The sequence below is a fragment of the Arthrobacter sp. SIMBA_036 genome (assembly GCF_046535135.1).
GTDB lineage: Bacteria > Actinomycetota > Actinomycetes > Actinomycetales > Micrococcaceae > Arthrobacter.
The window spans coordinates 73,161-98,080 of the sequence record NZ_JAWRXG010000008.1 but is presented as its reverse complement, the minus strand read 5'-3'; the positions used below and the strand labels follow the sequence as shown (position 1 = coordinate 98,080).

Genomic DNA, 24,920 nt, shown 5'->3' with positions numbered 1-24,920 from the left:
CCGCGCCAAAGGGTGCTCGCCAAGCCCACCCGGGATTTGCCGGTAGAATGGATCTTGGATTTTTGATAAATACGCGCTGGTGGGCCGTTTGGTGTGCCGGTTTGGCACACCAGGCTGGATGCTGGAAACCATAGCTAGAACCAGCGAAAGAAACCAGAGGATACGAGTGGCAACCACAAACGACATCAAGAACGGGACCGTACTGAAGCTCGAGGGCCAGCTCTGGAACATCATTGAGTTCCAGCACGTCAAGCCGGGTAAGGGTGGCGCTTTTGTTCGTACCAAGATGCGCAACGTCATGTCGGGCAAGGTGGTCGATAAGACTTTCAATGCCGGCCTGAAAATCGAAACCGCGACCGTGGACCGTCGCGACTACCAGTACCTGTACCAGGACGGCGAAGACTTCGTCTTCATGGACACCCAGGACTACGACCAAATCACGGTCTCCGGCGCCACGGTGGGTGACGCCACCAACTTCATGCTGGAAAACCAGATGGTCAACATCGCCATCCACGAGGGCACCCCGCTGTACATTGAGTTGCCGCCGAGCGTCACGCTTGAAATCACTTACACCGAGCCGGGCCTTCAGGGTGACCGCTCCTCGGCTGGCACCAAGCCCGCCACCGTTGAGACCGGATATGAAATCCAGGTCCCCTTGTTCGTTGAGCAGGGCACCAAAGTCAAGGTTGATACCAGGGACGGTAGCTACCTGGGCCGGGTTAACGACTAGTGAGCGCACGCGGTAAAGCCCGCAGCAGGGCTTTGGAAGTACTCTTCGAGGCGGAGCAGCGCTCCGTGTCGGCTTTCGACGCGTTGAAAGCGCGTCGGGAGAAAACAGACCTGGTCATCAACCCTTACACGGTAGAAATCGTCGAAGGGGTTGTCTCCATGCAGCCCACCATCGACGAGTTCCTGCAGACCTATGCCCAGGGATGGACGTTGGAGAGGATGCCGTCGGTAGATCGCATCATTCTCCGCATCGGTGCGTGGGAGCTTCTCTACAATGACGAAGTTCCGGACGGGGTCGCCGTCAGCGAGGCAGTAGCGCTGGCCAAGACCATGTCCACCGACGAATCCCCGGCCTTCATCAACGGTTTGCTGGGAAGGCTCCAAAAATTGAAGCCTTCACTCCTGGCCTAGAACTCCTATGTCAGACATCAAAGACCCGCCCACAGCAAGCTGTGGAGCGGGTTTTTTGATGCGGGCCCAGGCCTTGCCTTGTGATACCTTGAACGTGCAAATATTCCTTTTTTAATTCCGTCCCGTGAGGCGGGGAAAGGGGAGACGAGCGATGACTGAAGTCACTTCAGCGCAGGTACCGTCGCGGATTGTTCTCAATCAAGCGGACATTGACCGGGCGCTGACTCGTATCGCCCATGAGATCCTTGAAGCCAACAAGGGCTCGCAGGACCTGGTTTTGTTGGGCATTCCCAGCCGCGGCTATCCCTTGGCCGTGAGGCTCGCCGAGAAGATCGCTGCCGCGGATTCATCAGTGGCCGCAGAGACCATTGTGGGCCAGTTGGATGTCACCATGTTTCGGGACGACCTCTCGCACCAGCCCACGCGGCCACCGCACCACACTCGCCTGCCTCTGTCAGGCATCGACAACAAAGTGGTGGTGCTGATTGACGATGTCCTCTACTCCGGCCGCACCATCCGCGCCGCACTTGATGCCTTGGTTGACCTCGGGCGTCCCAGGATAGTGCGCTTGGCAGTATTGGTGGACAGAGGGCACCGCGAACTACCAATCCGTGCTGATCATGTGGGCAAGAACCTGCCCACATCCTCGTCGGAGAAGGTCCGGGTCCGCCTTGAGGAAATCGACTCGGTGAATGGCATGCCCGTCAACGAAGTCGTGATCGAGGCCGGTCAGTGAAACATCTCCTCTCTACCGAAAACCTCAGCGCTTCGGACGCCATTCGCATCCTTGATACGGCCGAGGAAATGTCCGCCGTGGGCGATCGTGAAGTCAAGAAGCTTCCGGCCTTGCGTGGCCGGACCGTGGTCAACCTCTTCTTCGAGGACTCCACCCGCACCCGCATCTCCTTCGAAGCCGCAGCCAAACGCCTCTCCGCGGACGTCATCAACTTTGCGGCCAAGGGATCGTCAGTTTCCAAGGGAGAGTCCCTCAAGGACACCGCCCAAACACTGGCGGCGATGGGTGCGGACGCCGTCGTCATCCGGCACTGGGCCTCCGGAGCTCCACACCGATTGGCGGCCACGGACTGGATCGATGCGGCCGTCATCAACGCCGGGGACGGCACCCATGAGCACCCCACCCAGGCCCTCCTGGACGCTTTCACCATGCGGCGGCACTGGTCCCGGGTCAACGGGACGGCTTCCGTCGCGGCTGACCTCAAAGGGATGCGCGTAGCGATCGCGGGGGATGTTCTGCACTCGCGCGTCGCCCGGTCCAATGTCTGGTTGCTGAAGACCCTGGGTGCGGAGGTTACGTTGGTGGCGCCGCCCACGCTGCTGCCGATCGGCGTCGAACACTGGCCGTGCAAGGTGAGTTACAACTTGGACGAGACGCTCGAAGCCGGGACCGACGCCATGATGATGCTGCGAGTCCAAGGCGAGCGGATGAATGCCTCGTTCTTCCCCTCAACGCGGGAATACTCGCGCCGCTGGGGCTTCGATGACGCCAGGCTGCGTGCCTTGGATGACCTTGGCATGAAAGACACCATCATCATGCATCCCGGGCCGATGAACCGCGGGCTTGAAATATCTTCGGCTGCTGCCGATTCGCCGCGCTCCACCGTCCTTGCGCAGGTTCGCAACGGCGTCTCGGTCCGCATGGCGGCCCTATACCTGCTGCTCTCCGGGGACTCCCGCGAAGCAGCCTCAACGAACGCAGCGACACTGGCTTTCGCTGGCCAGTCCAGCAAGGAGAGCAACTGATGGCTGAGAACACTTACCTGATCCAGGGCGCTGCCGTTTTGGGCGGTGACCCGGAGGATCTGTTGATCCGGGACGGCTTCATCTCGGCCCGCGGAAAGGACCTCTCCGGCGCTGCAGGGTTCCATGACGCAACCGTCATTGACGCCGCCGGGCTCGTGGCCCTTCCCGGCATGGTGGACGTCCACACGCATCTTCGCGAGCCGGGCCGCGAGGACGCCGAAACGGTGGAAACCGGTACTCGCGCAGCAGCCCTGGGCGGCTTCACGGCCGTCCACGCCATGGCGAACAGCAATCCTGTGGCCGATACGGCAGGCGTCGTGGAGCAGGTTCACAGCTTGGGCCGCGCAGCTGGCTGGGTGGACGTTCGTCCAGTGGGGGCGGTCACGGTTGGGCTGGCCGGTGAGCAACTCGCAGAGCTCGGTGCGATGGCAGATTCCCGCGCCCAGGTGCGGATGTTCTCCGACGACGGCATCTGCGTGCACGACCCCGTGCTGATGCGCCGTGCGTTGGAGTACGTGAAAGCGTTCGACGGCGTGGTGGCCCAGCACGCGCAGGAACCGCGCCTGACCGCCGGCGCGCAGATGAACGAGGGCGCAGTATCCGCCGTGCTCGGCCTGGCAGGCTGGCCCGCCGTTGCCGAAGAAAGCATCATTGCCCGTGACGTGCTCCTCGCACAGCACGTTGGTTCACGCTTGCACATCTGCCACGTCTCCACCGCTGGATCCGTGGAGATTGTCCGTTGGGCCAAGGCCCGGGGTATCAACGTCACCGCCGAGGTGACACCCCACCACCTGCTGCTGACCGATGAACTGGTACGCAGCTACGACCCCGTGTACAAAGTCAATCCGCCGCTTCGCACCGACGCGGACGTGCAGGCGCTGCGCGAGGGTTTGGCCGATGGCACCATCGACGTCGTGGGCACGGACCACGCGCCGCATCCCAGCGAGCACAAGGAATGCGAATGGGCCCAGGCCGCCATGGGCATGACGGGCCTCGAGACGGCGTTGTCCGTGGTTCAGGAAACCATGATCGAAACCGGCCTCATGACGTGGGCGGACTTTGCCAGGGTCACATCCTTCACCCCCGCGGTGATTGGCAGGCTCTCTGACCAGGGCCGTCCACTGGAAGTTGGCGAACCCGCCAACGTCATCTTGGTGGACCCGGCTGCGCGTTGGACGGTGGACCCCCATAAAATGGCCACCATGGGCCGCAATTCACCGTTCAAGGGCAAGGAACTGCCTGGCTCCGTGGTGGCAACGTTCTTCAAAGGACACCCCACTGTGCTGGACGGACAGCTCAACACGCCGTACCGCTACCCGGCACATCAGGAACCGATGGGTGCCGCCGGGGGAGTCAGCAGCAAGTAATGACCAACCAGACACTGACCGTGCTGATCACGGTGCCGCTGATCGCCGTCGTTCTGGCGTTGATCTGGCTTGGGTGGCGGAGCCGCCTGAGGCGACAGTCCGACGTCGAACGCCTCCCGGAGGTGCCGCAACAACTGACGCCGGCCACCGTCGTCGCGGATGGCCAGTACGTTGTCACCACCACAGGCGGGGACTGGCTGGACCGGATCGCGGTCCAGGGCCTCGGCATCCGTACCAACGCCGAGTTGAGCGTCCACGCCGAAGGCGTGCTGTTCGACCGCAGGGGCGCCGCCCCGGTTTTCATCCCCGCCAGCGCCATCGTCGAAAGCCGCGAAGCAAGCGGCATGGCCGGAAAGTTCGTCGAGAAGGATGGGCTCCTGGTCATCAACTGGAAACTCGGAACCCGGGAGCTGGACACCGGATTCCGATCCAAGCGCGCGGCCGACAAGAAGTACCTCCTCCAAGCCCTCCATAATTTGATCTCCGCAGCCCCTCAGGCAGATGCCGATAGTGGAAAGTAATAAAGTGACGGATAGTAAAGCAGCCACCACCCCCACCCCCTCAGCCGCAGTGCTGGTGCTCGAAGACGGCCGCGTGTTCCGCGGCCGCAGCTACGGCGCCCAGGGAACGGCGCTCGGTGAGGCCGTGTTCGCCACCGGCATGACCGGCTACCAAGAGACCATTACCGACCCCTCGTACGCGCGTCAGTTGGTGGTCCAGACGGCGCCGCACATTGGCAACACGGGCGTGAACAGCGAGGACGCCGAGTCCAGGCGCATCTGGGTGGCCGGGTACATCGTTCGCGACGCCGCCCGCCGCCCCTCGAACTGGCGCTCAGAGCGCAGCCTTGACGATGAACTGACAGAGCAGGGAGTCGTTGGCATCCAGGGCGTTGACACCCGCGCCATCACCCGCCACCTTCGCGAACATAAGACCATGCGTGCAGGGATCTTCTCCGGTGAGGCCGCCCAGGCATCCGAGCAAGAACTGCTCGCTACCGTCCTGGCCAGCGCCCCCATGGAAGGTGCGGCGTTGGCCGAGGAAGTTTCCGTTGACGAGGCTTACGTCGTTGAGCCCAAGGATCACGGCTGGGAAGGCGAGCCGCGGTTCTCGATTGCCGCCGTCGACCTCGGCATCAAAGCCATGACGCCGGTGCGCTTTGCCGAGCGTGGGGTGCGGGTCCACGTCCTGCCCGCCACATCTACGGTCGAAGACGTCAAGGCAGTAAACCCTGACGGATTCTTCATGTCCAACGGCCCAGGCGACCCCGCCACCGCGGACCGCCAGGTTTCTCTGTTGCGCTCAGTGCTGGATGAAAAGGTGCCGTACTTCGGTATCTGCTTCGGTAACCAGATCCTGGGCCGCGCGCTCGGTTTCGGCACCTACAAGCTCCGCTACGGGCACCGTGGCATCAACCAGCCCGTCATGGACCGTCGCACAGGCAAGGTGGAAATCACCTCGCAGAACCACGGCTTCGCCGTCGACGCACCGCTCAACGGTGCCACAACTGCGCCGGAAGAACGCTACGGTCGGGTGGAAGTCAGCCACGTGTCGTTGAACGACGACGTCGTTGAAGGGCTTGCGTGCCTGGACATCCCGGCGTTCTCGGTCCAGTACCACCCGGAGGCTGCCGCCGGTCCGCACGACGCCGCGTACCTCTTCGACCGCTTCATCGACCTCATGGCCGACACCAAATCGAAAACAACCGGCGCTGCCGTCGCCACCGAATCCAAGACTGAGGACAAGAAGTAATGCCCAAGCGTACAGATCTCAAGAGCGTCCTGGTCATCGGTTCCGGCCCCATTGTTATTGGCCAGGCGGCCGAGTTTGACTACTCCGGAACCCAGGCACTGCGCGTCCTCAAGGACGAAGGCCTGCGCGTCATCCTGGTCAACTCGAACCCGGCCACCATCATGACCGACCCCGAGTTTGCCGACGCCACCTATGTCGAGCCCATCACTCCCGAGGTGGTGGAAAAGATCATCGCCAAGGAGCGCCCGGATGCCATTCTGCCCACCCTTGGTGGCCAGACAGCTTTGAACACGGCAATCGCGTTGGACAAGAACGGTGTGCTCGAGAAGTACAACGTCGAGCTGATCGGCGCGAACATCGCAGCCATCGAGCTTGGCGAAGACCGTGAGAAGTTCAAAGGCGTAGTGGAGCGTTGCGGCGCCGAGTCGGCACGCAGCCACATCATCCACACCATGGATGAGGCGTTCGTCGCCGCGGAAGACCTCGGGTACCCCATGGTTGTCCGCCCGTCCTTCACCATGGGCGGCCTGGGTTCGGGCCTTGCGTACAACGAGGATGACCTCCGCCGCATCGTGGGCCAGGGCCTGCAGTACAGCCCCACCACCGAGGTCCTGCTCGAAGAGAGCATCCTCGGTTGGAAGGAATACGAGCTCGAGATGATGCGCGACAAGAACGACAACGTCGTTGTTGTGTGCTCCATCGAAAACTTCGATCCTGTTGGCGTCCACACGGGTGACTCCATCACGGTGGCGCCGGCACTGACGCTGACCGACCGCGAGTACCAAAAGCTGCGCGACGTTTCCATTGCCGTCATCCGCGAGGTGGGCGTGGACACCGGTGGTTGCAACATCCAGTTCGCCATCGATCCGGCCACCGGACGCGTGGTGGTCATCGAGATGAACCCGCGCGTATCCCGTTCCTCCGCCCTGGCCTCCAAGGCAACAGGCTTCGCCATCGCCAAGATTGCCACCAAGCTTTCCCTTGGGTACACCTTGGACGAGATCCCCAATGACATCACGCAGAAGACTCCGGCGTCGTTCGAGCCGACGCTGGACTATGTGGTGGTGAAGGTCCCGCGCTTCGCGTTCGAGAAGTTCCCGGCCGCGGACAACACGCTGACCACCACCATGAAGTCGGTTGGCGAAGCCATGGCCATGGGCCGTAACTTCACTGAGGCGCTCCAGAAGGCGTTGCGGTCATTGGAGCAGAAGGGCTCGCAGCTGGACTTCAGCCCAGTGCCCGAGTACGAAGTTGCCGAGCTCATCGAGAAGGCAAAGCGCCCCACTACCGACCGCCTGTACCAGGTTCAGCGGGCCCTTTTGGGCGGAGCCTCGGTGGAGGATCTCTTCGAAGCAACCAAGATCGATCCCTGGTTCCTGGACCAGTTGCAGCTTCTCAACGAGACGGCCCAAGAGATTCGCAAGGCAGGCGTCCTCACCGAGGAGATGTTGCGCACCGCCAAGCGCCACGGCTTCTCCGACGAGCAGATCGGCGCACTGACCCACAACAATGAGGCAGTGGTCCGCGGTGTGCGCCAGGCGTTGGGTATCCGGCCTGTCTACAAGACTGTGGATACTTGTGCAGCTGAGTTCGCGGCCTACACGCCGTACCACTACTCCTCCTATGACGAGGAAGACGAGGTAGGCCTGCACTCCAAGCCTTCCGTCATCATCCTTGGTTCCGGCCCGAACCGCATCGGCCAAGGCATCGAATTCGACTACTCCTGCGTCCACGCCTCGATGGCGTTGCGCAAGGCCGGGTATGAGACCGTCATGGTCAACTGCAACCCGGAAACGGTGTCCACCGACTACGACGTTTCCACCCGCCTCTACTTCGAGCCGCTGACCCTTGAGGACGTGTTGGAGGTCATCGCGGCCGAGGAACGGACCGGCGGAGTGATGGGCGTGTTCGTTCAACTCGGCGGCCAGACCCCGCTGAAGTTGGCCCAGCAGCTGGCGGACGCCGGTGTTCCCATCCTCGGAACGTCGCCGGAAGCCATCGACCTCGCCGAGCACCGCGGCGCATTCGCCCGTGTGCTGGATGAGGCCGGCCTGACGTCCCCCAAGAACGGCACCGCTGTTTCCTTCGAGGATGCAAAATTGATCGCCGACGAAATCGGGTATCCGGTGCTGGTTCGTCCGTCCTACGTTTTGGGCGGCCGCGGCATGGAGATTGTCTACGACGAAGCCAACCTCTCCCGCTACATCGCCAATGCCACCGAAATTACACCGGACCACCCGGTGTTGATTGACCGCTTCCTGGAGGACGCCGTCGAAATCGACGTCGACGCGCTCTTCGACGGTACTGACATGTACCTTGGCGGCATCATGGAGCACATCGAGGAAGCCGGCATCCACTCCGGTGACTCCGCTTGTGTGCTTCCCCCGATCACCCTGGGGAATAACGTGATCGAGCGGGTCCGCACGGCAACACGTGCCATCGCCGAAGGCGTCGGCGTCCGGGGCCTCATCAACATCCAGTTCGCGCTGGCCTCCGATGTCCTCTACGTCCTCGAAGCCAACCCGCGCGCTTCCCGCACGGTTCCGTTCGTTTCCAAAGCGACGGGCGTGCAGATGGCCAAGGCCGCGGCGCTCATCGGCACCGGCGTCACCATCAACCAGTTGCGCAGCGCATACCGGATGCTCCCTGAAACCGGCGACGGTTCCACCCTGCCGTTGGACGCACCGGTAGCCGTCAAGGAAGCTGTCCTGCCGTTCAGCCGTTTCCGCACGCCGGAAGGAAAGGTTGTGGACTCCCTGCTCGGCCCGGAAATGCGTTCCACCGGCGAGGTCATGGGGATCGACAAGCACTTCGACACCGCGTTCGCCAAGAGCCAGGCGGCGGCCAATAATGCACTGCCCACCGAGGGCAAGGTGTTCGTGTCCGTCGCCAACCGTGACAAGCGCTCGGTGATCATGGGCGTCAAGCGCCTCTCGGATCTTGGCTTTGAGATCGTTTCGACCGGCGGCACGGCCGATGTCCTGCGCCGTAACGGTATCCAAGCGTCACCGGTCCGCAAGGTCGCCGAGGGCAGCAGCGCCGAGGGCGAAGGCACCATCGCCGACCTCATCATTGCCGGTGAGATCGATATGGTGTTCAACACCCCTTCCGGAGGCGAAGCACGCAGCGACGGCTATGAACTCCGCGCCGCGGCGACCTCCATTGGCATTCCTTGCATCACCACGGTGGCGGAATTCAATGCCGCCGTGCAGGCGATAGAGGCTCTCCGGACCTACGAGTGGTCAGTCACCAGCCTCCAGGAGCACGCGGCCAACTTGGCAAAGGCAGTGGAAGCTGCCAATGCCTGAGTCCACCGTCCGCAATGACACACAGCAGCCCGCCCGGGAGTCTTTCGGCTCCCGGCTGGCTGCGGCCATGGCTGCCCGCGGTCCGCTCTGCGTTGGGATCGACCCGCACCCGCAGTTGCTGGCCGCGTGGGGATTGAACGACGACGCCGCGGGGCTGGAGCGCTTCTCCCTGACCGTTGTGGAAGCCGTGGGTTCCCTCGCTGCCGCGGTGAAACCGCAAGTGGCCCTCTATGAGCGTCACGGGTCCGCTGGCATGGCTGTACTGGAGCGGACGCTTGCCGCGGCGTCGGATACCGGCATCCTGAGCATCGCCGACGCCAAGCGCGGGGACATCGGCTCCACCATGGCCGCATATGCCGATGCCTGGCTACGCGATGGATCGGCACTGGCGGCGGACTCGGTGACTCTGAGCCCGTACCTGGGCTTTGGGTCCCTGCGACCGGCGCTGGAGCTTGCGGCGGAGTACGGCAGGGGAGTGTTCGTGCTGGCCCTGACATCCAACCCTGAGGGCAAATCCGTCCAGCACGTTGGTGGTGGGGATTCGGTCGCCCGGCGCATCGTGGCTGCTGCCGGCGTCGAAAATCAACGCTACGAAGACAGCCTCGGCTCTGTTGGCCTGGTTGTTGGAGCGACGATCGGATCTGCCCTCAAGGACCTGGACATCGATCTTGGTCCTGTTCGCGGAGCCATTCTGGCGCCGGGGCTTGGCGCCCAAGGCGCTACGCCTGCTGATCTTCGTGCAACGTTCGGTGCGGCCTATCCGACGGTCCTGGCTACCTCCAGCCGGGGGATCTTGGCGGCTGGTCCCTCCGGTGCGGCCCTGCGCGAGGCCACTCAAGCAACCTTGGAGGGGCTCCGCTCCTAGTCGGCTGCTTCTACTCATTGCGAAACGTGGTCCCTAACGGTAGGTTCAGCATCAGCGCGCGTGATCTGGATCACAAGCCTGATCTGACAGGGGTTTAGCAGTGGGCCTTAAGGAGTTGACGCCCCAGGAGCGTTCCGACGCGCTTGAGAAGGCGGCTCGGGCGCGGGCCACCCGCGCCGCAGCCAAGGAACAACTCAAGCGCGGAGAGGTGAGCGTAGCGGAGCTGATTTCCTCGGCGGATACCGATGATGCGATCGCGCGTATGCGGGTGGTGGAGCTTCTGGAGGCGCTGCCGGGAATCGGCCCTGTACGGGCGGCCGGGATTATGGGCGAGATTGGCATCGCCGCGTCCAGGCGAATCAAGGGGCTTGGAATTCACCAGGCTCGAGCGCTGGTAGATTTTATGGATACCCAACAAAGCGTTTGACGCATTTCCCGAAGGAATCCGTGAGCAAGAAACCCGGACTGACTGTCCTTGCAGGCCCCACTGCCGTTGGCAAGGGAACCGTATCCACCTACATCAGGGACAATTATCCGGAAGTTTGGCTTTCCGTTTCGGCCACAACCCGCGCGGCCCGTCCGGGGGAAACCGATGGCGTGCACTACTTCTTCAAGTCCGCCGAGGAATTCGACTCACTGGTCGCTGACGGCGAACTGCTGGAATGGGCCGTGGTCCACGGCCACAACCGCTATGGCACGCTGCGCAGCACGGTCAATGCTGCCATCGCCGATGGCAAATCAGTCCTTTTGGAAATCGACCTCCAAGGTGCCCGCCAAGTAAAGGCTGCCGTTCCGGACGCGAATTTCGTCTTCCTCGCTCCGCCCAGCTGGGACGAAATGGTTCGTCGGCTGGTTGGCCGGGGGACAGAAAGTGCGGAGGAGCAGCAGCGGAGGCTGGAAACCGCTAAACTGGAACTTGCTGCTGAACCGGAGTTTGACCACACCGTCATCAATGACGACGTTCGCCGGGCAGCAGACGAGCTTGTTTCACTCATGGGGCTCACCCCGCACGGGCGCTAAGCGCTTGCATTTGTTGGCCCGCTAGAATTTGGAGAATTCGTGTCCACGAACCTTGAAGGCATCATCAACCCGCCGATCGATTCGCTGCTTGAGGCTGCCGATTCCAAGTACGGCCTGGTCATCTTCGGCGCCAAGCGTGCCCGCCAGATCAACGCCTACTACGCCCAGCTGCACGAGGGCCTGTTCGAGTACGTTGGTCCGTTGGTCGATACCAAGCTGAACGAAAAGTCCCTGTCCATCGCGCTCCGCGAGATCAACGAGGGCCTGCTGGTCTCCACCCCGATCGAACCGGCAGAATAAGCAGGACAACAACAGACTGCCTGCTGACGGAGGTCACGTGCGCATAGTCCTCGGAGTCGGGGGAGGGATCGCAGCCTACAAGGTTGCATCGCTCCTCCGGCTTTTTACTGAAGCCGGACACGAGGTCACGGTCATTCCCACGGAGGCCGCTACGCGGTTCGTGGGAGTCGCCACCTGGGAGGCGCTCTCAGGAAACCCCGTGAGCAACAGCGTGTTCGATGCCGTTGAGAGTGTGAACCATGTCCGGCTGGGGCATGAAGCCGACCTGATCGTCGTCGCTCCGGCCACCGCAGACCTCCTCGCCAGGGCTGCCGCGGGGCAGGCTGGGGACCTGCTCACCACCACGCTCTTGATGGCCCACGGTCCGGTCCTGTTCGCGCCCGCCATGCACACGGAGATGTGGCAGCACGCCGCAACGCAGGCCAATGTGGAGACGTTGCGCAGCCGTGGTGTAACGGTTCTCGAACCGGCCTCCGGGCGCCTGACCGGTGCCGACTCCGGCCCGGGACGCTTGCCCGAGCCGGAAGTGATCTTCGCCGCAGCGTTGGCTTTGGCCGAAGCTGCCCTGGCCGCGGAAGAAATCCCGTCACCGCGCACCTCCCTTGCCGGACGCTCAGTCACCATATCCGCTGGTGGAACCAGGGAAGCCCTGGACCCTGTGCGCTTCCTCGGCAACCGTTCCTCCGGAAAGCAGGGGGTCGCACTGGCAGCCGCAGCCTTGGAAGCCGGGGCAACGGTCCGGTTCATTGCCGCGCATATGGACGTCGAGCCACCGGCCGGCGTCGAGCTTGTCCGCGTTGAATCGGCCCTGGAACTGCGCGAGGCAGCGCTGACGGCGGCGGTTGATTCCGACGTCGTCATCATGGCTGCCGCCGTGGCGGATTTCCGTCCGGCAGCGGTTTCGGACACCAAGATCAAGAAGGTCGACGGCGAGGACGCGCCAGTGATTCAACTGGTCCGGAACCCGGACATCCTGCAGGAACTTGTCGAGCGCCGAAACACCCAAGGTGGTCGGCAGTTGGTGGTGGGTTTCGCTGCGGAAACCGGTGATGCGCAAGGCGACGTCCTGGAGCACGCCACCGCGAAACTCAAACGCAAAGGCTGTGACCTGTTGGTTGTCAACCAGGTGGGTGCTGGTCGCGTCTTCGGCCAGGACGAAAATTCCGTGGTGATACTTTCGGGCCACGGTGCACAACCCCAGCCAGCCGCGGGATCTAAAGCGGACGTAGCTGCTGCCGTCATGGACCGTGTGGCATCGGAACTGACGCAACATTTCCCGGTCGCCTAAACGGGCGGCCCCCAATTCTTCGCATAGGGACACACGGCAGATGCCGCCGTCCCGCAACACAGTAAGGTGGTCGAGTGACTTTACCGCTGCACCATGAACGCCATGGCACCCCGCCCAAGCTCCGGCTCTTCACCTCCGAGTCTGTCACTGAAGGGCACCCGGACAAGATCTGCGATCAAATCAGCGACGCCATTTTGGACGCGCTGCTTGCCGCCGACCCCGAATCGCGGGTAGCCGTTGAGACCATGGCCACCACCGGCTTGGTCCACGTGGCTGGTGAAGTCACAACGGATGCTTACGTCGAGATTCCGCAGATTGTCCGCGAGACGATTTTGGGCATTGGCTACGATTCGTCAGCCAATGGCTTCGACGGCGCGCGGTGCGGCGTCTCCGTTTCCATCGGCCAGCAGTCAAACGACATTGCCGGCGGAGTATTCAACTCACTTGAGGCCCGCGAAGGCCGCCAGGAGGACGACTACGATCTCCAAGGCGCCGGCGACCAGGGCCTGATGTTCGGTTACGCGAGCGACGAGACTGCGTCCTATATGCCAACGCCGATTTGGTTGGCCCACCGACTTTCCGAACGCCTCACCGAGGTGCGGAAGAACGGCGAACTCGCGTATTTGCGGCCCGACGGCAAGACCCAGGTCACGGTAGGGTACGACGGCGATCGACCCGTTTCGGTTGAAACGGTTGTGATCTCGAGCCAGCACGCGGAAGAAGCGAGCCTGGATCAGTTGCGGGCAGACCTCGCCAGTTACGTCATCGAACCCGTCCTGTCCGCGTCGAACCTCGATCTATCGCGCACGGCCAACATCCTGAACCCCGCAGGGGCCTTCGTCATTGGCGGCCCGGTGGGGGATGCCGGCCTGACTGGTCGCAAGATCATCGTGGATACCTACGGTGGGTTCTCGCGCCACGGCGGTGGAGCCTTTTCCGGAAAAGATCCGTCCAAGGTCGACCGTTCCGCGGCGTACGCCATGCGCTGGGTTGCCAAGAACGTGGTGGCCGCGGGACTGGCCAAGCGCGCCGAGATCCAGATTGCCTACGCCATTGGCCAGGCGCGGCCGGTGGGTACCTACGTTGAGACCTTTGGGACGGAAACAGTTGACCCGGCCCGGATCAGCGAAGCTATCGACGAGCTGTTCGATCTCCGTCCCCGGGCCATCATTGATGCCCTGGATCTCAAGCGTCCCATCTATGCCAAGACTGCTGCGCATGGCCACTTCGGCCGCGACGAGCCCGATTTCACGTGGGAGCGTTTGGATCGCGTAGCGGACCTGAAGGAATACTTCAACGCCTGATCAGTACGGTGCTTGCTTGGCCTTAGTCGCAGCCGGTTGCTGTTTTGTCAGTGGCCCGTGATTGGCTTGAGCCAGAGAGATGCCCGCAGTGGGTCCGTCCCGCTGCGGGCATCCGTCATTGAGGGCCGTGTCGGTTCGCACGAGAAACGCCGTGGAGGTGAAGGATATGGCAGTACGCGAGGGTCAGTCTTCGCTGCTTCAGCCTTCATTGCTGCAAGGGTTTCCGGACCGGACACCGGCAAGCGGTCCTCCGTTGGCCGAGGACAATCCAGTGGCCCGCGTGGTTCTCGAGTCCGGCCTGCCCCATCTGGACCGGCCCTTCGATTACAGCGTCCCCGCCGAACTGTCCGCTGCCGCACTTCCCGGAGTACGTGTGAAGGTCAAGTTCAACGGGCAGGAGTTGAACGGCTATCTGGTGGAGAGACGCGCGGACTCCGATGCCGCCCACCCACTGACCCCGCTTCATAAAGTGGTGTCCGGTGTAGCGGTCCTCACTCCCGCAGTCCTCGAGCTTGCGGGCACGGTGGCCGCCCGGTACGCCGGAACGTTGAGCGATGTCCTCCGGACGGCGATTCCGCCACGGGTTGCCAAGGTGGAGAAGGAACTGCTTTCCGGAGACGCAGAAGCTGAAACGGCTGCGCCGGAAACGTTGTCGGTGCCTGCCCGGGCTTGGCGTGACTACTCCAACGGCACACCGTACCTGCAGCATCTTGCTGCCGGAGGTTCACCCAAGGCCGTGCTGACCGCCCTGCAGGGTTTTGGGACGGAAGGGTGGCCCGAACTGGTGGCCACCGCGGTAGCCACGGTCCGATCCTCCGGACGCGGTGCGGTGGTGGTGGTGCCGGACTACCGTGATCTTGAACGGTTGGAGGCGGCACTGGCTAAGCTCTTGCCGCCGTCGGACGTCGCTCGTCTCACTGCTGACGACGGCCAGACTCCGCGGTACAGAAACTTCCTCCGGGTCCTGACCGGGGCAGCCGGGGTGGCCATCGGGACCCGTTCGGCGGCGTATGCACCTGTTCGGGACCTCGGGTTGGTGGTGTGTTGGGACGACGGCGACGACCTCCACATAGAGCAACGGGCCCCGTATGCGCACACACGTGAGGTCCTGCTCCTCAGGGCCGAACAGGAGAACGCCGCATGCCTCATGGCTGCCCATAGCAGGAGTACCGAACTTCAGCGCCTGGTGGAGCTTCAGTGGGCTGTTCCCATTGAGGCCCCTAGGACAACCGTGCGGTCCACGGTGCCCAGGGTGCTCAACACTGCAGACAGCTTTGAGCAGGAACGCGATCCCTTGGCCCGGATTGCACGACTGCCCGGGGCTGCCTGGCGTGCAGCCAAGGAAGGCCTGGAACGTGGCCCCGTTTTGGTCCAGGTGGCCCGGGCCGGCTACGCGCCGTCGCTCGTATGCGAGACATGCCGCGAGCTCGCCCGCTGTAACGCCTGCCAAGGCCCTTTGGCGGTCTCCAGCGGCTCAGCGATGCCCGCCTGCAAGTGGTGCTCCACCCCGGCACCGCAGTGGCGTTGCAGTCACTGTAACGGGACCAGGCTGCGCAGGGGAGCCACGGGGGCCATCAGGACTGCCGAGGAACTGGGACGGGCATTTCCCGGCCACGCTGTGGTGACCTCATCCGGGGAACAGGTGAAGTCACGCGTGCCGGACGTGCCGGCCTTGGTGGTGGCAACCGTGGGGGCGGAGCCCGTGGCCACCAATGGCTATGCCGCTGCGTTGCTGCTGGACGGCAATTCCTTGCTTCGGCGGGAAAACCTGCGGGCCGGCGAAGACACGGTTCGCCGCTGGTTTAATGCCGCTGCACTGGTGCGGCCAGCCACAGAGGGCGGCCTCGTGGTCATTACCGCGGACGACACCTCAGCTACCGGGGCATTGTTGCGGTGGGACGCCGCTGGATACGCTTCCCGAGAACTGGCGCTCCGGAAGGAACTCCAGCTCCCGCCAGCGGTCCGGGTGGCCTCAGTCACGGGTGACAGGGCCGACGTCGAGCATTTCGCGAACGCCTTCGAGGCAGGTGTCGCGCTGCCCGCCGGGACCAAACTTCGCGTTGCCGGGCCTGCCGCAGTGAACCTGTTCGCCGGAGCGGGGCAGGGCGCTGACCTTGAGGCCGAGGTGAGGACGCTGTACTTCATCCCTTACGCCCATGCGGCGGAAACCACCCGCGCCATGCGGGCTGTCAAGGCCGCCAGTGCCGCCAAGCGAACTTCGGGCCCGGTGCAGTTGCGCCTGGACGGCGTGGACGTCCTCTAGTTTCAGCCCGCTACTTCCTGTTACCCCGCAAGGCCACAGCTTCCTCCGCGGCGGCAAGAAGTTGCCGCGCGGATTCGTGCCAGTTGAATTCCGCCGCTTGCTCCACGGACTGGCGGGAGCGCTCTTGCCAGAGCACGTCATCACCTAGGGCGGTCACTGCCGTTGCGAAGTCCGCGGACGATTCCGGGTCCACGTAACTCACGGCGTCGCCGCCTACTTCCCGGAAGATCGGGATGTCGCTGGCGATCACAGGCGTGCCCAGCGCCATCGACTCCACCAGTGGCAGGCCGTACCCCTCGGCACGCGAGAGGCTGATGAGCGCCGTCGCCTTTTTGAGAAGCTCTTCATACTCCGCGTCGGTGACGCCGTTGTGGAACTGTACCGAAGCTCCATGCGGAATCATGGCCTCCAGCTCCTCGCGTCGCTGTGGCGTGATCCGGCTCAGAAGGTGGAGGCTGAAGCTCGGGAGCCCGGCCATGCCACGGATCATGGTTTCCACGTTTTTGTAGGGCATGAATGAACCCATGTAGAGCAAGGTCTTCTCCGCTCCTGCAGCGGGATCGCGTGGGGTTTGTCCCGGCTGGGGGGCGTTGCCGACAATCCGCACCGGTCTCTTGGTGAGCTTGTATTTGGCAATCAAGGCCTCGGTGGTGCTGCTGATCGTAGCCACGACGTCGGCCCGGTTCAGCAGCAGCCGTTGCGGCCAGAAGGCCTTGTGGTAGAGCCGCCAGAGCACCCGCACAGGCGCGGGAAGGAATCCCGGGGGTGCGGGGTGCTCGTAGTAGATCAGATCGTGCAGCGTGAGGATCAACCCGTACTTCCGGCCGACGGTGCCCATGGTCTGCATGGGGCACACCACGACGTCGGCGTTAAGCGGGTTGACCTTGCGGGCCACGAACAACTCCCTGGGCGAGAGTGGGCTGTTGATCAGGACGTACGGCACGTCGGGAAGCAATGCCAACTGGCGCTTGTCGCTGATCAGCATGGTGACGTCTGCGATCTTCGATGTGGCGGCTATGAGGCTTGACCCGTAGCGGCTGATGCCATCGTGGTGGTCCGTCCTGGTAAAGCGGGCGTCGATGACTATTTTCACGCGGGGTGTTCCTCCAGGAAAGTACGGATGGCAGCAGCCGCCGGCGCCGGCGTCTCGTAATGGATCAAATGCCCGACGCCGGGAATCACTTCCAGCTTGGCGTCGGGTAGGCGCTTCACCAGTTTGTACTGGTCGGGCAGGGTGGCGATCTCGTCCTTTTCGCCCGCGACGAGCAGGACGGGCAGCGCCAGTTTTTCGGCGACCTCCGCTACGTTGCCCGAAACCGAGGCTTTGAAGGATTCGAGCAGGCTCTTCCTGTCCGAAAACGCACTGAAGTAGGCATCGTGTTGCCCATGGATGAAGCGGCGGAGCCGCTTGTCTTTGGTCTTGGCCATGGTGATGCTCATGACGCGGACAATCGCACGGTTCCTCAGGATCGCCAATCCCAGCCGCCGGGGGAGTTTTGCAGATGCCTGGTAATAGAAAACAGCGAGCTTGGTCATGATGCCCTTAGGCCCTTCCAGCGCCGGAGCCGCGATGGGGTTGACCAAGATCAGGGGAGAAACAGCGCCCGGATGGGCCGCCACGAAGTGGCTTGCCACGATCGAGCCGAAAGAGTGCCCGAGCAAGACCGTCTTGGGGCCTAGTCCGAGGGCGCTCATGAAGCCCGAAATGAACCGCCCATATCGTTCAACGGTGTGCTCATCGCCCTTGAAAGGATCTGAGCTTCCGAAGGCAGGCAGGTCGGGCATGATCAGCCGCATCTCCGGTAGTTGGTCAGCGACCCGCAGCAGGCCATGGTGATCCCCGCGGAATCCGTGGATAACCAGGATGGTGCGTGTTTGGGGCGTCAGCGTGACCGGTTCGTACGTCCAATAGGCTACGTTGCTGCCATCAACAGTCACTTCCAATGCGTGCGTCCTCCCTGCAAGGGACGCGCTGAAGAATTCGCTGCGGGTCTGCCCGCCATGGGAGAAGTTCGCGGTGTCCACCTTTTCCATGTGGCTGCTCCTAGTTCACGTTGTCCGGGTGCGACCCCGTGCGATGGTGGCGTTCGAGTCCGGCGATTCCATCCATGTCGCCGGAGTCCAGCTCAAAATCGAAGACGTTAAAGTTCTCCTTGATCCTTTCCGCCGAGCTTGCTTTGGGAATGACCAGGTTCCCCAGTTGCAGGTGCCAGCGGAGAATGATCTGGGCCGGCGTCCGGGCATGCTTGTGTGCCAGCGACACAATGGCCGGGTCAGCCAAGACCTGGCCCCGGCCGAGCGGGCTCCAAGCTTCAGTGGCGATGCCAAGCTGTTCGTGCAGTGTCCGCAAGCTGGTCTGCTGCAACCATGGATGCAGCTCGACTTGATTGACGGCTGGGACCACTTCGGCCTTTTGCATGAGCTCTTCAAGATGTCCTGGCTGGAAGTTAGAGACGCCGATCGCGCGTACCTTGCCCTCGCGATAAAGCGTCTCCATGGCTTTGTAGGTCTCGACGAAGAGTCCCCTGCCGGCGCACGGCCAGTGGATGAGGTAGAGGTCGATGTAGTCCAGTCCCAGATTGGAAATGGAGGTGTCGAAGGCCCGGAGCGTGGCATCGTAGCCGTGGTGGTCATTCCAGACCTTGGTGGTCACGAACACGTCTTCCCGCATCAGGTTGTGGACGGCTTCACCGGAGCCGCCTGTAGTCCCAACAGCGGAATCTGCTTGTGCGGCATCGCCGATCGCCCCTCCGATTCCGCGGCCAACGCCCACCTCATTGCCGTACATGGCGGCTGTATCGAAGCGCCGGTACCCTGCGGCAAGTGCCGTTGCCACGAGCGACCCGGCATCAGCGGGGGGTACCTTGTAGAGTCCGAACCCCAGGCGGTCCATCTGTACGCCGTTGTTTAGTGCCATTCGGGCAGGAAATCTCATAGCACGACTCTACCTATACCTCGCGATGTTATTTCCGGAAGCTGGTGCTGCCGAGGGTCACGTCGCGGGTTAAGGCGAAACCTATCCCTCGTGGGCGGAGGAGACCAAGCGCCGGGCAGAGGCTTCGTCGAGGATCAGGTCCGTGGCCAAACCTGCGGCAAGCGCCCCCTGTAGTCCGTTGATTTTTGATGCCCCGGACACCACGCAGATCCGTCGTCGGACTTGTCGTAGTTGTTCGTGGCTCGGTCCGGTTGACCTCTCGTTGAGCGTGATGCCGTCTGAGGAACCGTCGCTTCGAAAGAACACGGTCGCTACATCGCCCACGACGTCCGCCGCCAGGACTGCGAGGTCTTGTTCGTCGAGGTAGCCGCCGGCGTAGACGTGGCTCGGGTAATCGGAATGGACGGTGCCCACACCGAAGATGGCGATACTCATCCGGGCTTGAAGGTCCAGGATGCGTTGAACGCTGCGTTCATTCCACATAGCTGTCTTTGTTGCGGCGTGGTCAAAAAAGGCCGGGACGGGAAATTGTTCAACCCGCGCACCGTAAGCGGCTCCGAAGCGGCGCATGATGTCGCTGGCATAGGTGATCCCTGTGGTTTGCATGTTTCCAGCGCCGTTGAGCTGCACCACGATGCTGTCGTGGGTGATCTTGCGCGTGAGCTGGCGGCTGACCGCGCTGAGCGTCGCGCCCCATGCCACGCCGATGATGGCATTCGAGTCCACCAGGGGTCCGATGGTCCTTGCGGCCTGCATGGCCACGCGGTCCAACGTCTCTGCTTCGTTCAGCGTGTCCAGTACGGGAACGACGTGGACGTCGACGCCGAATTGGCTGCGGATCTGGCTTTCCAGCTCAGGACCTGTGTCAAAAGGACTCCTGATCTGGACCTGCACCAGGCCGGTTTCCCTGGCGGAGGACAGGAGCCTGGACACCGTGGAGCGGGATGTCCGGAGTTCCCGGGCGATCGCGTCCATGGTCAGGTCCTGCAAGTAATACATCTGTGCAGCTCGGAGCGCATCTGCGTGCCGTGATCGTGCCATCTCATATCCTTACTGCACGTTTGTGCAAATAGCTTGACTCCATTTTCCACCTTAGCCAGATTAGTGGTGAACGGTGCAGCAGCGAGCCTCGCAGCGCACGAGCCGAGCCCAAGGAGCAGTTTTGGGACACAACAAGAATTCAGGTACCTCCGGCCACGCAGCACAGCGTGATTCCGTCATGGCTTTGCAGGAGCGGCCGTCAGCGAAGGTGCTCATCATCGGTGGTGGGATCAACGGCGTCGGAACCTTCCGTGATCTGGCACTGCAGGGAGTGGACGTCGCCCTTGTGGAACGCGGCGACTATTGCCAGGGTGCCAGCGGCGCATCGTCGCACATGATCCACGGCGGGATCCGCTACCTGGAAAATGGCGAGTTCCGCCTCGTCCAGGAGTCCGTGGTGGAGCGCAACAGGCTTCTGCGAATCGCTCCGCATTACGTGAAGCCGCTGCAGACCACCATTCCCATTTTCAGCACCTTCTCGGGAATCCTCTCAGCGCCCATGCGCTTCCTGACGCACAAGCAGGGCAAGCCCAAGGAGCGCGGTGCGTTCCTCATCAAAGTCGGCCTGAGCATGTACGACTTCTTCTCACGCGACGGCGGCAGCGTTCCGCGCCACCAGTTCCGTGGCCGGAGCAAAGCCTTGGCTGAGCTTCCCAAGCTGCACTCCGGTATCAAGTACGCGGCTACCTACTTTGATGCCTCGGTCCATAACCCCGAGCGCTTGACCCTTGACGTCCTGCAGGACGGCGAGAAGGCAGGCCGCGGCGGCGGGCTGCCGGGAGGAAGTGCCCGTGCCAGCAACTACGTCTCCCTGGTGTCGATGGGTGCGGAGGGAGTTCTCCTCCGGGACGAGCTGACCGGCAAGGAATTCGAGTTCCAGGCTGACGTCATCGTGAACACCACGGGTGCTTGGGTGGACCTCACCAACGCCGCCATGGGCGCTGCCAGCAAATACATGGGTGGCACCAAGGGCTCGCACATTGTCTTGGACCACCCTGAGCTGCTCGCTGCCTGCAATGGCCGGGAAATCTTCTTCGAACACACGGACGGTCGCATCGTCCTCATCTACCCGATGGGTGATCGCGTACTTGTTGGGACCACGGATGTGGACGCTGATATGTCCGAAGACGCAGTGTGCACGGAGGAGGAGATCGACTACTTCTTCGATCTGGTGGGCCATGTGTTTCCCACTATCAAGGTGGAGCGCGAACAGATCGTCTACAGCTTCGCCGGTGTACGTCCACTGCCGCGCCACGATGCAACCCAACCCGGCTTCGTCTCGCGTGACTACCGGATCGAACGCAGCGTCCGCACCGGCAGTGATGGCGTAGCAACGCCTGGCGGTAAGGACGGCGTCGTACTCAGCCTCGTAGGCGGCAAATGGACCACCTTCCGCGCCTTGGCGGAACACATGACCAACGATGTCCTCCGTGAACTCGGCATGGAACGGAAGGTCTCGACGGCGAAGCTCGCCATCGGCGGCGGTGCCGGCTTCCCTGCATCGGTGCAAGCCGAACAGGAATGGATCAAGAAGCACATGGGCCCGGGCCTGGACGCCGATCGGGTAGCGGTCCTGCTGACACGATACGGAACCCGGGCGGAGGCAGTCATCGAATACCTGAAGGCCGGGCACGACACGCCGCTGCGCTCAACCCGTGAGCTGAGCGTCCGCGAGCTGGCCTACATGGCTGAGCATGAGCAGATCGGGCACTTGGTGGATGTACTCATCCGCAGGACATCCCTGGCTTTCCGTGGCCTGGTCACGGGGGAGTTGCTCAACGAGATTGCCGCAGCAATCGCCCAGCCCTTGGGATGGGACCCTGCACGCCGGGAAACCGAAATCCGTCACGCCCAGGACGTACTTCGCAGGTTCCACAAAGTAGAGGTGCACAGCCTCGTAGCCTGAGCGCAGGCGAGGCAAGAAGCTTGACCGCCCCAAATGCGGTAGGGGCGGAAATGGGGTAGGAGGACCAGCTGGTCCTCCGCACCGGAACGGTACCGATGATGTGCCGTCCCAACAGCCTTCCTCAACCCGCGAGGAAGCTGACAACAGAAAAATGAGGAGTCAAAGATGTCTCTTGGAATTGTTTTCCTTTCCGAAGTATTCGGAACCATGATGCTGACCCTGTTGGGTTGCGGCGTCGTGGCCAACGTTGCGCTCAGAGGCACCAAGGGCAACAACGCTGGATTCTTGATGGTGACGTGGGGATGGGGAATTGCGGTTTTCGCGGGCGTTTTCGTGGCCGCAAAGTCCGGCGCACACCTGAATCCGGCCGTCACCTTGGGCCTGTTGGTCAAGGGCAGCAAAAACTACGCACCCGATGTCGCCGTTAGCTTCGGCTCGACGTTGACGTACTTTGGCGGAGAACTCCTTGGCGCTTTCCTGGGCGCCGTGGTTTGCTGGTTGGCCTACAAGCAGCACTTCGATGAGGAACCGATTGCGGCCAACAAGCTCGGTACCTTCTCTACGGGACCGGCGATCCGCTCCACCCCGTGGAACCTTGTCACCGAAATCATTGGCACGTTCGTCTTGGTATTCGTGATCCTGACCTTCGGTGGCACACCTTCGGGCCTTGGCCCCCTCGCTGTGGCCTTGCTCGTCGTAGGCATCGGCGTTTCCCTCGGTGGTCCCACCGGCTATGCCATCAACCCCGCCCGTGACCTCGGTCCCCGCATTGCGCACGCCCTCCTTCCCATCAAGGGCAAGGGGTCAAGCGATTGGGCGTATGCATGGATCCCGGTTGTTGGCCCACTGGTGGGCGGCGCACTTGCCGGCCTCGTGGCCATCTGGGTACCGGCAATCATGCCGGCCGTCGCCGGCTAAGCGGACACCGTCCGCACTGGCACTGTCCGCACTGGCACCACAATCAAGCTGTATCCGACTAACAGCGATTAACACCAGCAAGCCACTCATCCATTAAGCGGTTAAGCCATTAAGACAAGGACGTCACCATGAATCAGTACATCATCGCCATCGACCAGGGCACCACCAGCTCCCGGGCCATCGTTTTCGACCACGCAGGCACCATCGTGTCCACCGGGCAGATGGAACACGAGCAGATCTTCCCGCAGGCCGGCTGGGTGGAACACAACCCGGCGGAAATCTGGAACAACACCCGTGAGGTCATCGGGTCCGCCCTGTCCAAGGCAAACCTGACGCGGCACGATATTGCCGCCGTCGGAATCACCAACCAGCGGGAGACCGCCGTCGTTTGGGACAAGAACACCGGGGAGCCGGTCTATAACGCCATCGTCTGGCAAGACACCCGCACCCAGCCGATCGTGGATCAATTGGCCCAAGACGGCGGCCTCGAGCGGTTCAAACAGAAGGTCGGCCTGCCGTTGGCCACCTACTTCTCCGGTACCAAGATCAAGTGGATCCTGGACAACGTCGACGGCGCACGCGAAAAAGCCGAGGCCGGCGACCTCCTGTTCGGCAACACCGATGCTTGGGTTCTCTGGAACCTGACGGGCGGCGTTGACGGGGGCGTGCACGTCACCGATGTCACCAACGCATCGCGGACATTGTTCATGGACCTCGAAACACTCCAGTGGGACCAGGAGATCCTCGACGTCTTCGGCGTCCCGGCCTCCATGATGCCCACCATCAAGTCCTCCTCCGAGGTCTACGGGCACGTCCACACGTCGCAGCTGCTTCGTGAAACTCCGGTGGCTGGAATCCTCGGTGACCAGCAAGCTGCAACCTTCGGCCAAGCAGCTTTTCAGCCGGGTGAAGCAAAGAACACCTATGGCACCGGATGCTTCCTTATCTTCAACACTGGCGAGGAAATCGTTCACTCCAAGAACGGCCTGCTCACCACGCTCGGGTACAAGCTGGGCGACGCGAAGCCGCACTACGCGCTGGAGGGTTCCATCGCAGTCACCGGGTCACTCATCCAGTGGCTACGCGACAACCTCGGCATGATCAGCTCCGCCCCGCAAGTGGAGGAGCTGGCCGCCGCCGTCGAGGACAACGGTGGCGTCTACATCGTCCCCGCCTTCTCCGGGCTGTTTGCCCCTTACTGGCGTGCGGACGCCCGTGGCGCGATCGTTGGACTGACGCGCTTTGCCAACAAGGGCCACATCGCCCGCGCTGCCTTGGAAGCCACCGCTTTCCAGACCCGTGAGGTCCTCGACGCGGTCAACGCTGACTCGGGTGTACCGCTGACCGAGTTGAAGGTCGACGGCGGAATGGTCGCCAATGAGGCCCTCATGCAGTTCCAAGCGGACATCCTCGGAGTGCCTGTGGTCCGTCCCAAGGTCGTTGAAACCACGGCCCTTGGCGCGGCCTACGCAGCCGGTCTCGCCGTCGGATTCTGGAAGGACCTCGGCGAGCTCAGTGCCAACTGGAACGAGGACAAGCGGTGGGAGCCGCAGTTGCCGGCCGAGGAGCAGGAACGTCAAATGCGTTTGTGGAAGAAGGCCGTCACCAAGTCGATGGACTGGGTCGACGAAGATGTGAAGTAGTCTGACGCCAGAGGTTCCGGGGACTCCCGGCCGCCCGCTTTGCGGTGCCCACCGCACCGTGGCGGGGAGTCCCCGGAACCGCTCTCGGCGTACAGACGTCGTGCGCCCG

Annotated in this window: 22 protein-coding genes; 18 read left to right on the top strand and 4 right to left on the bottom strand. The window is 62.7% G+C overall.

From position 1 onward, the window contains the following. Nucleotides 1-166 precede the first annotated feature (166 nt). The 15 genes from efp to SB659_RS12245 all read left to right on the top strand — a co-directional run bounded on the left by efp (nt 167) and on the right by SB659_RS12245 (nt 16,368). The gene (efp, locus tag SB659_RS12315; RefSeq protein WP_284974553.1) at nt 167-730 is read left to right on the top strand and encodes an elongation factor P; all 564 of its coding nucleotides are present in this window, start codon (nt 167-169) and stop codon (nt 728-730) included. Beyond that, nucleotides 730-1,140, top strand: coding sequence for a transcription antitermination factor NusB (nusB, locus tag SB659_RS12310; RefSeq protein WP_223933009.1), 411 nt, complete (start codon nt 730-732; stop codon nt 1,138-1,140). The genes efp and nusB overlap by 1 nt, the downstream gene beginning before the upstream one ends. Before the next feature lie 151 nt (nt 1,141-1,291). Next, the gene (pyrR, locus tag SB659_RS12305; protein WP_410550601.1) at nt 1,292-1,876 is read left to right on the top strand and encodes a bifunctional pyr operon transcriptional regulator/uracil phosphoribosyltransferase PyrR; all 585 of its coding nucleotides are present in this window, start codon (nt 1,292-1,294) and stop codon (nt 1,874-1,876) included. Continuing rightward, entirely contained in the window at nt 1,873-2,901 is a 1,029-nt protein-coding gene (locus SB659_RS12300) for an aspartate carbamoyltransferase catalytic subunit (protein WP_284974555.1), read from the top strand. The genes pyrR and SB659_RS12300 overlap by 4 nt, the downstream gene beginning before the upstream one ends. Then, entirely contained in the window at nt 2,901-4,268 is a 1,368-nt protein-coding gene (locus SB659_RS12295; RefSeq protein WP_410550600.1) for a dihydroorotase, read from the top strand. The genes SB659_RS12300 and SB659_RS12295 overlap by 1 nt, the downstream gene beginning before the upstream one ends. Beyond that, nucleotides 4,268-4,789: a hypothetical protein gene (locus SB659_RS12290; RefSeq protein ID WP_410550599.1), complete on the top strand. Its 522-nt coding sequence runs from the start codon at nt 4,268-4,270 to the stop codon at nt 4,787-4,789. Before SB659_RS12295 ends, SB659_RS12290 begins: the two co-directional genes overlap by 1 nt. Then, nucleotides 4,770-6,020: a glutamine-hydrolyzing carbamoyl-phosphate synthase small subunit gene (gene carA, locus SB659_RS12285; RefSeq protein WP_410550598.1), complete on the top strand. Its 1,251-nt coding sequence runs from the start codon at nt 4,770-4,772 to the stop codon at nt 6,018-6,020. The genes SB659_RS12290 and carA overlap by 20 nt, the downstream gene beginning before the upstream one ends. Beyond that, nucleotides 6,020-9,328: a carbamoyl-phosphate synthase large subunit gene (gene carB, locus SB659_RS12280; RefSeq protein WP_410550597.1), complete on the top strand. Its 3,309-nt coding sequence runs from the start codon at nt 6,020-6,022 to the stop codon at nt 9,326-9,328. Before carA ends, carB begins: the two co-directional genes overlap by 1 nt. Then, on the top strand, nt 9,321-10,193 hold the full coding sequence (pyrF, locus tag SB659_RS12275) for an orotidine-5'-phosphate decarboxylase (RefSeq protein ID WP_410550595.1): 873 nt from the start codon (nt 9,321-9,323) through the stop codon (nt 10,191-10,193). The genes carB and pyrF overlap by 8 nt, the downstream gene beginning before the upstream one ends. Nucleotides 10,194-10,293: 100 nt before the next feature. Next, complete coding sequence (gene mihF, locus SB659_RS12270; protein WP_410550594.1) at nt 10,294-10,620, top strand: integration host factor, actinobacterial type; 327 nt, start codon at nt 10,294-10,296, stop codon at nt 10,618-10,620. 20 nt (nt 10,621-10,640) lie between these two features. Next, nucleotides 10,641-11,213 carry a guanylate kinase gene (gene gmk, locus SB659_RS12265; RefSeq protein WP_284974562.1) on the top strand — a complete coding sequence of 191 codons (573 nt, stop codon included), beginning with the start codon at nt 10,641-10,643 and terminating at the stop codon, nt 11,211-11,213. 39 nt (nt 11,214-11,252) lie between these two features. Next, complete coding sequence (rpoZ, locus tag SB659_RS12260; protein ID WP_017197559.1) at nt 11,253-11,513, top strand: DNA-directed RNA polymerase subunit omega; 261 nt, start codon at nt 11,253-11,255, stop codon at nt 11,511-11,513. Between the two features lie 37 nt (nt 11,514-11,550). Next, nucleotides 11,551-12,801 (top strand): bifunctional phosphopantothenoylcysteine decarboxylase/phosphopantothenate--cysteine ligase CoaBC, encoded by a 1,251-nt coding sequence (coaBC, locus tag SB659_RS12255; protein WP_410550593.1) that lies wholly within the window; start codon nt 11,551-11,553, stop codon nt 12,799-12,801. A gap of 74 nt (nt 12,802-12,875) precedes the next feature. Further along, on the top strand, nt 12,876-14,105 hold the full coding sequence (metK, locus tag SB659_RS12250) for a methionine adenosyltransferase (RefSeq protein WP_284974564.1): 1,230 nt from the start codon (nt 12,876-12,878) through the stop codon (nt 14,103-14,105). A gap of 166 nt (nt 14,106-14,271) precedes the next feature. Beyond that, nucleotides 14,272-16,368 carry a primosomal protein N' gene (locus SB659_RS12245; protein ID WP_284977945.1) on the top strand — a complete coding sequence of 699 codons (2,097 nt, stop codon included), beginning with the start codon at nt 14,272-14,274 and terminating at the stop codon, nt 16,366-16,368. A gap of 10 nt (nt 16,369-16,378) precedes the next feature. Here the strand turns inward: SB659_RS12245 and SB659_RS12240 are convergent, their stop codons facing one another. The 4 genes from SB659_RS12240 to SB659_RS12225 all read right to left on the bottom strand — a co-directional run bounded on the left by SB659_RS12240 (nt 16,379) and on the right by SB659_RS12225 (nt 20,344). Beyond that, nucleotides 16,379-17,461 (bottom strand): glycosyltransferase family 4 protein, encoded by a 1,083-nt coding sequence (locus tag SB659_RS12240; protein ID WP_284977944.1) that lies wholly within the window; start codon nt 17,459-17,461, stop codon nt 16,379-16,381. Further along, nucleotides 17,458-18,402: an alpha/beta fold hydrolase gene (locus tag SB659_RS12235; protein ID WP_284977943.1), complete on the bottom strand. Its 945-nt coding sequence runs from the start codon at nt 18,400-18,402 to the stop codon at nt 17,458-17,460. Before SB659_RS12235 ends, SB659_RS12240 begins: the two co-directional genes overlap by 4 nt. A gap of 10 nt (nt 18,403-18,412) precedes the next feature. Continuing rightward, the gene (locus SB659_RS12230; protein ID WP_284977942.1) at nt 18,413-19,303 is read right to left on the bottom strand and encodes an aldo/keto reductase; all 891 of its coding nucleotides are present in this window, start codon (nt 19,301-19,303) and stop codon (nt 18,413-18,415) included. A gap of 81 nt (nt 19,304-19,384) precedes the next feature. Continuing rightward, the gene (locus SB659_RS12225) at nt 19,385-20,344 is read right to left on the bottom strand and encodes a sugar-binding transcriptional regulator (protein WP_410550592.1); all 960 of its coding nucleotides are present in this window, start codon (nt 20,342-20,344) and stop codon (nt 19,385-19,387) included. Nucleotides 20,345-20,465: 121 nt separating this feature from the next. Here SB659_RS12225 and SB659_RS12220 point away from each other — a divergent pair, with 121 nt between their 5' ends. The 3 genes from SB659_RS12220 (at nt 20,466) to glpK (ending at nt 24,811) form a co-directional block, all read left to right on the top strand. Next, complete coding sequence (locus SB659_RS12220; protein WP_410550591.1) at nt 20,466-22,250, top strand: glycerol-3-phosphate dehydrogenase/oxidase; 1,785 nt, start codon at nt 20,466-20,468, stop codon at nt 22,248-22,250. A 165-nt stretch (nt 22,251-22,415) separates the two neighbouring features. Beyond that, entirely contained in the window at nt 22,416-23,168 is a 753-nt protein-coding gene (locus SB659_RS12215) for an MIP/aquaporin family protein (protein ID WP_284974571.1), read from the top strand. Between the two features lie 128 nt (nt 23,169-23,296). Beyond that, entirely contained in the window at nt 23,297-24,811 is a 1,515-nt protein-coding gene (gene glpK / locus SB659_RS12210) for a glycerol kinase GlpK (RefSeq protein WP_284977939.1), read from the top strand. Nucleotides 24,812-24,920: the final 109 nt, after the last annotated feature.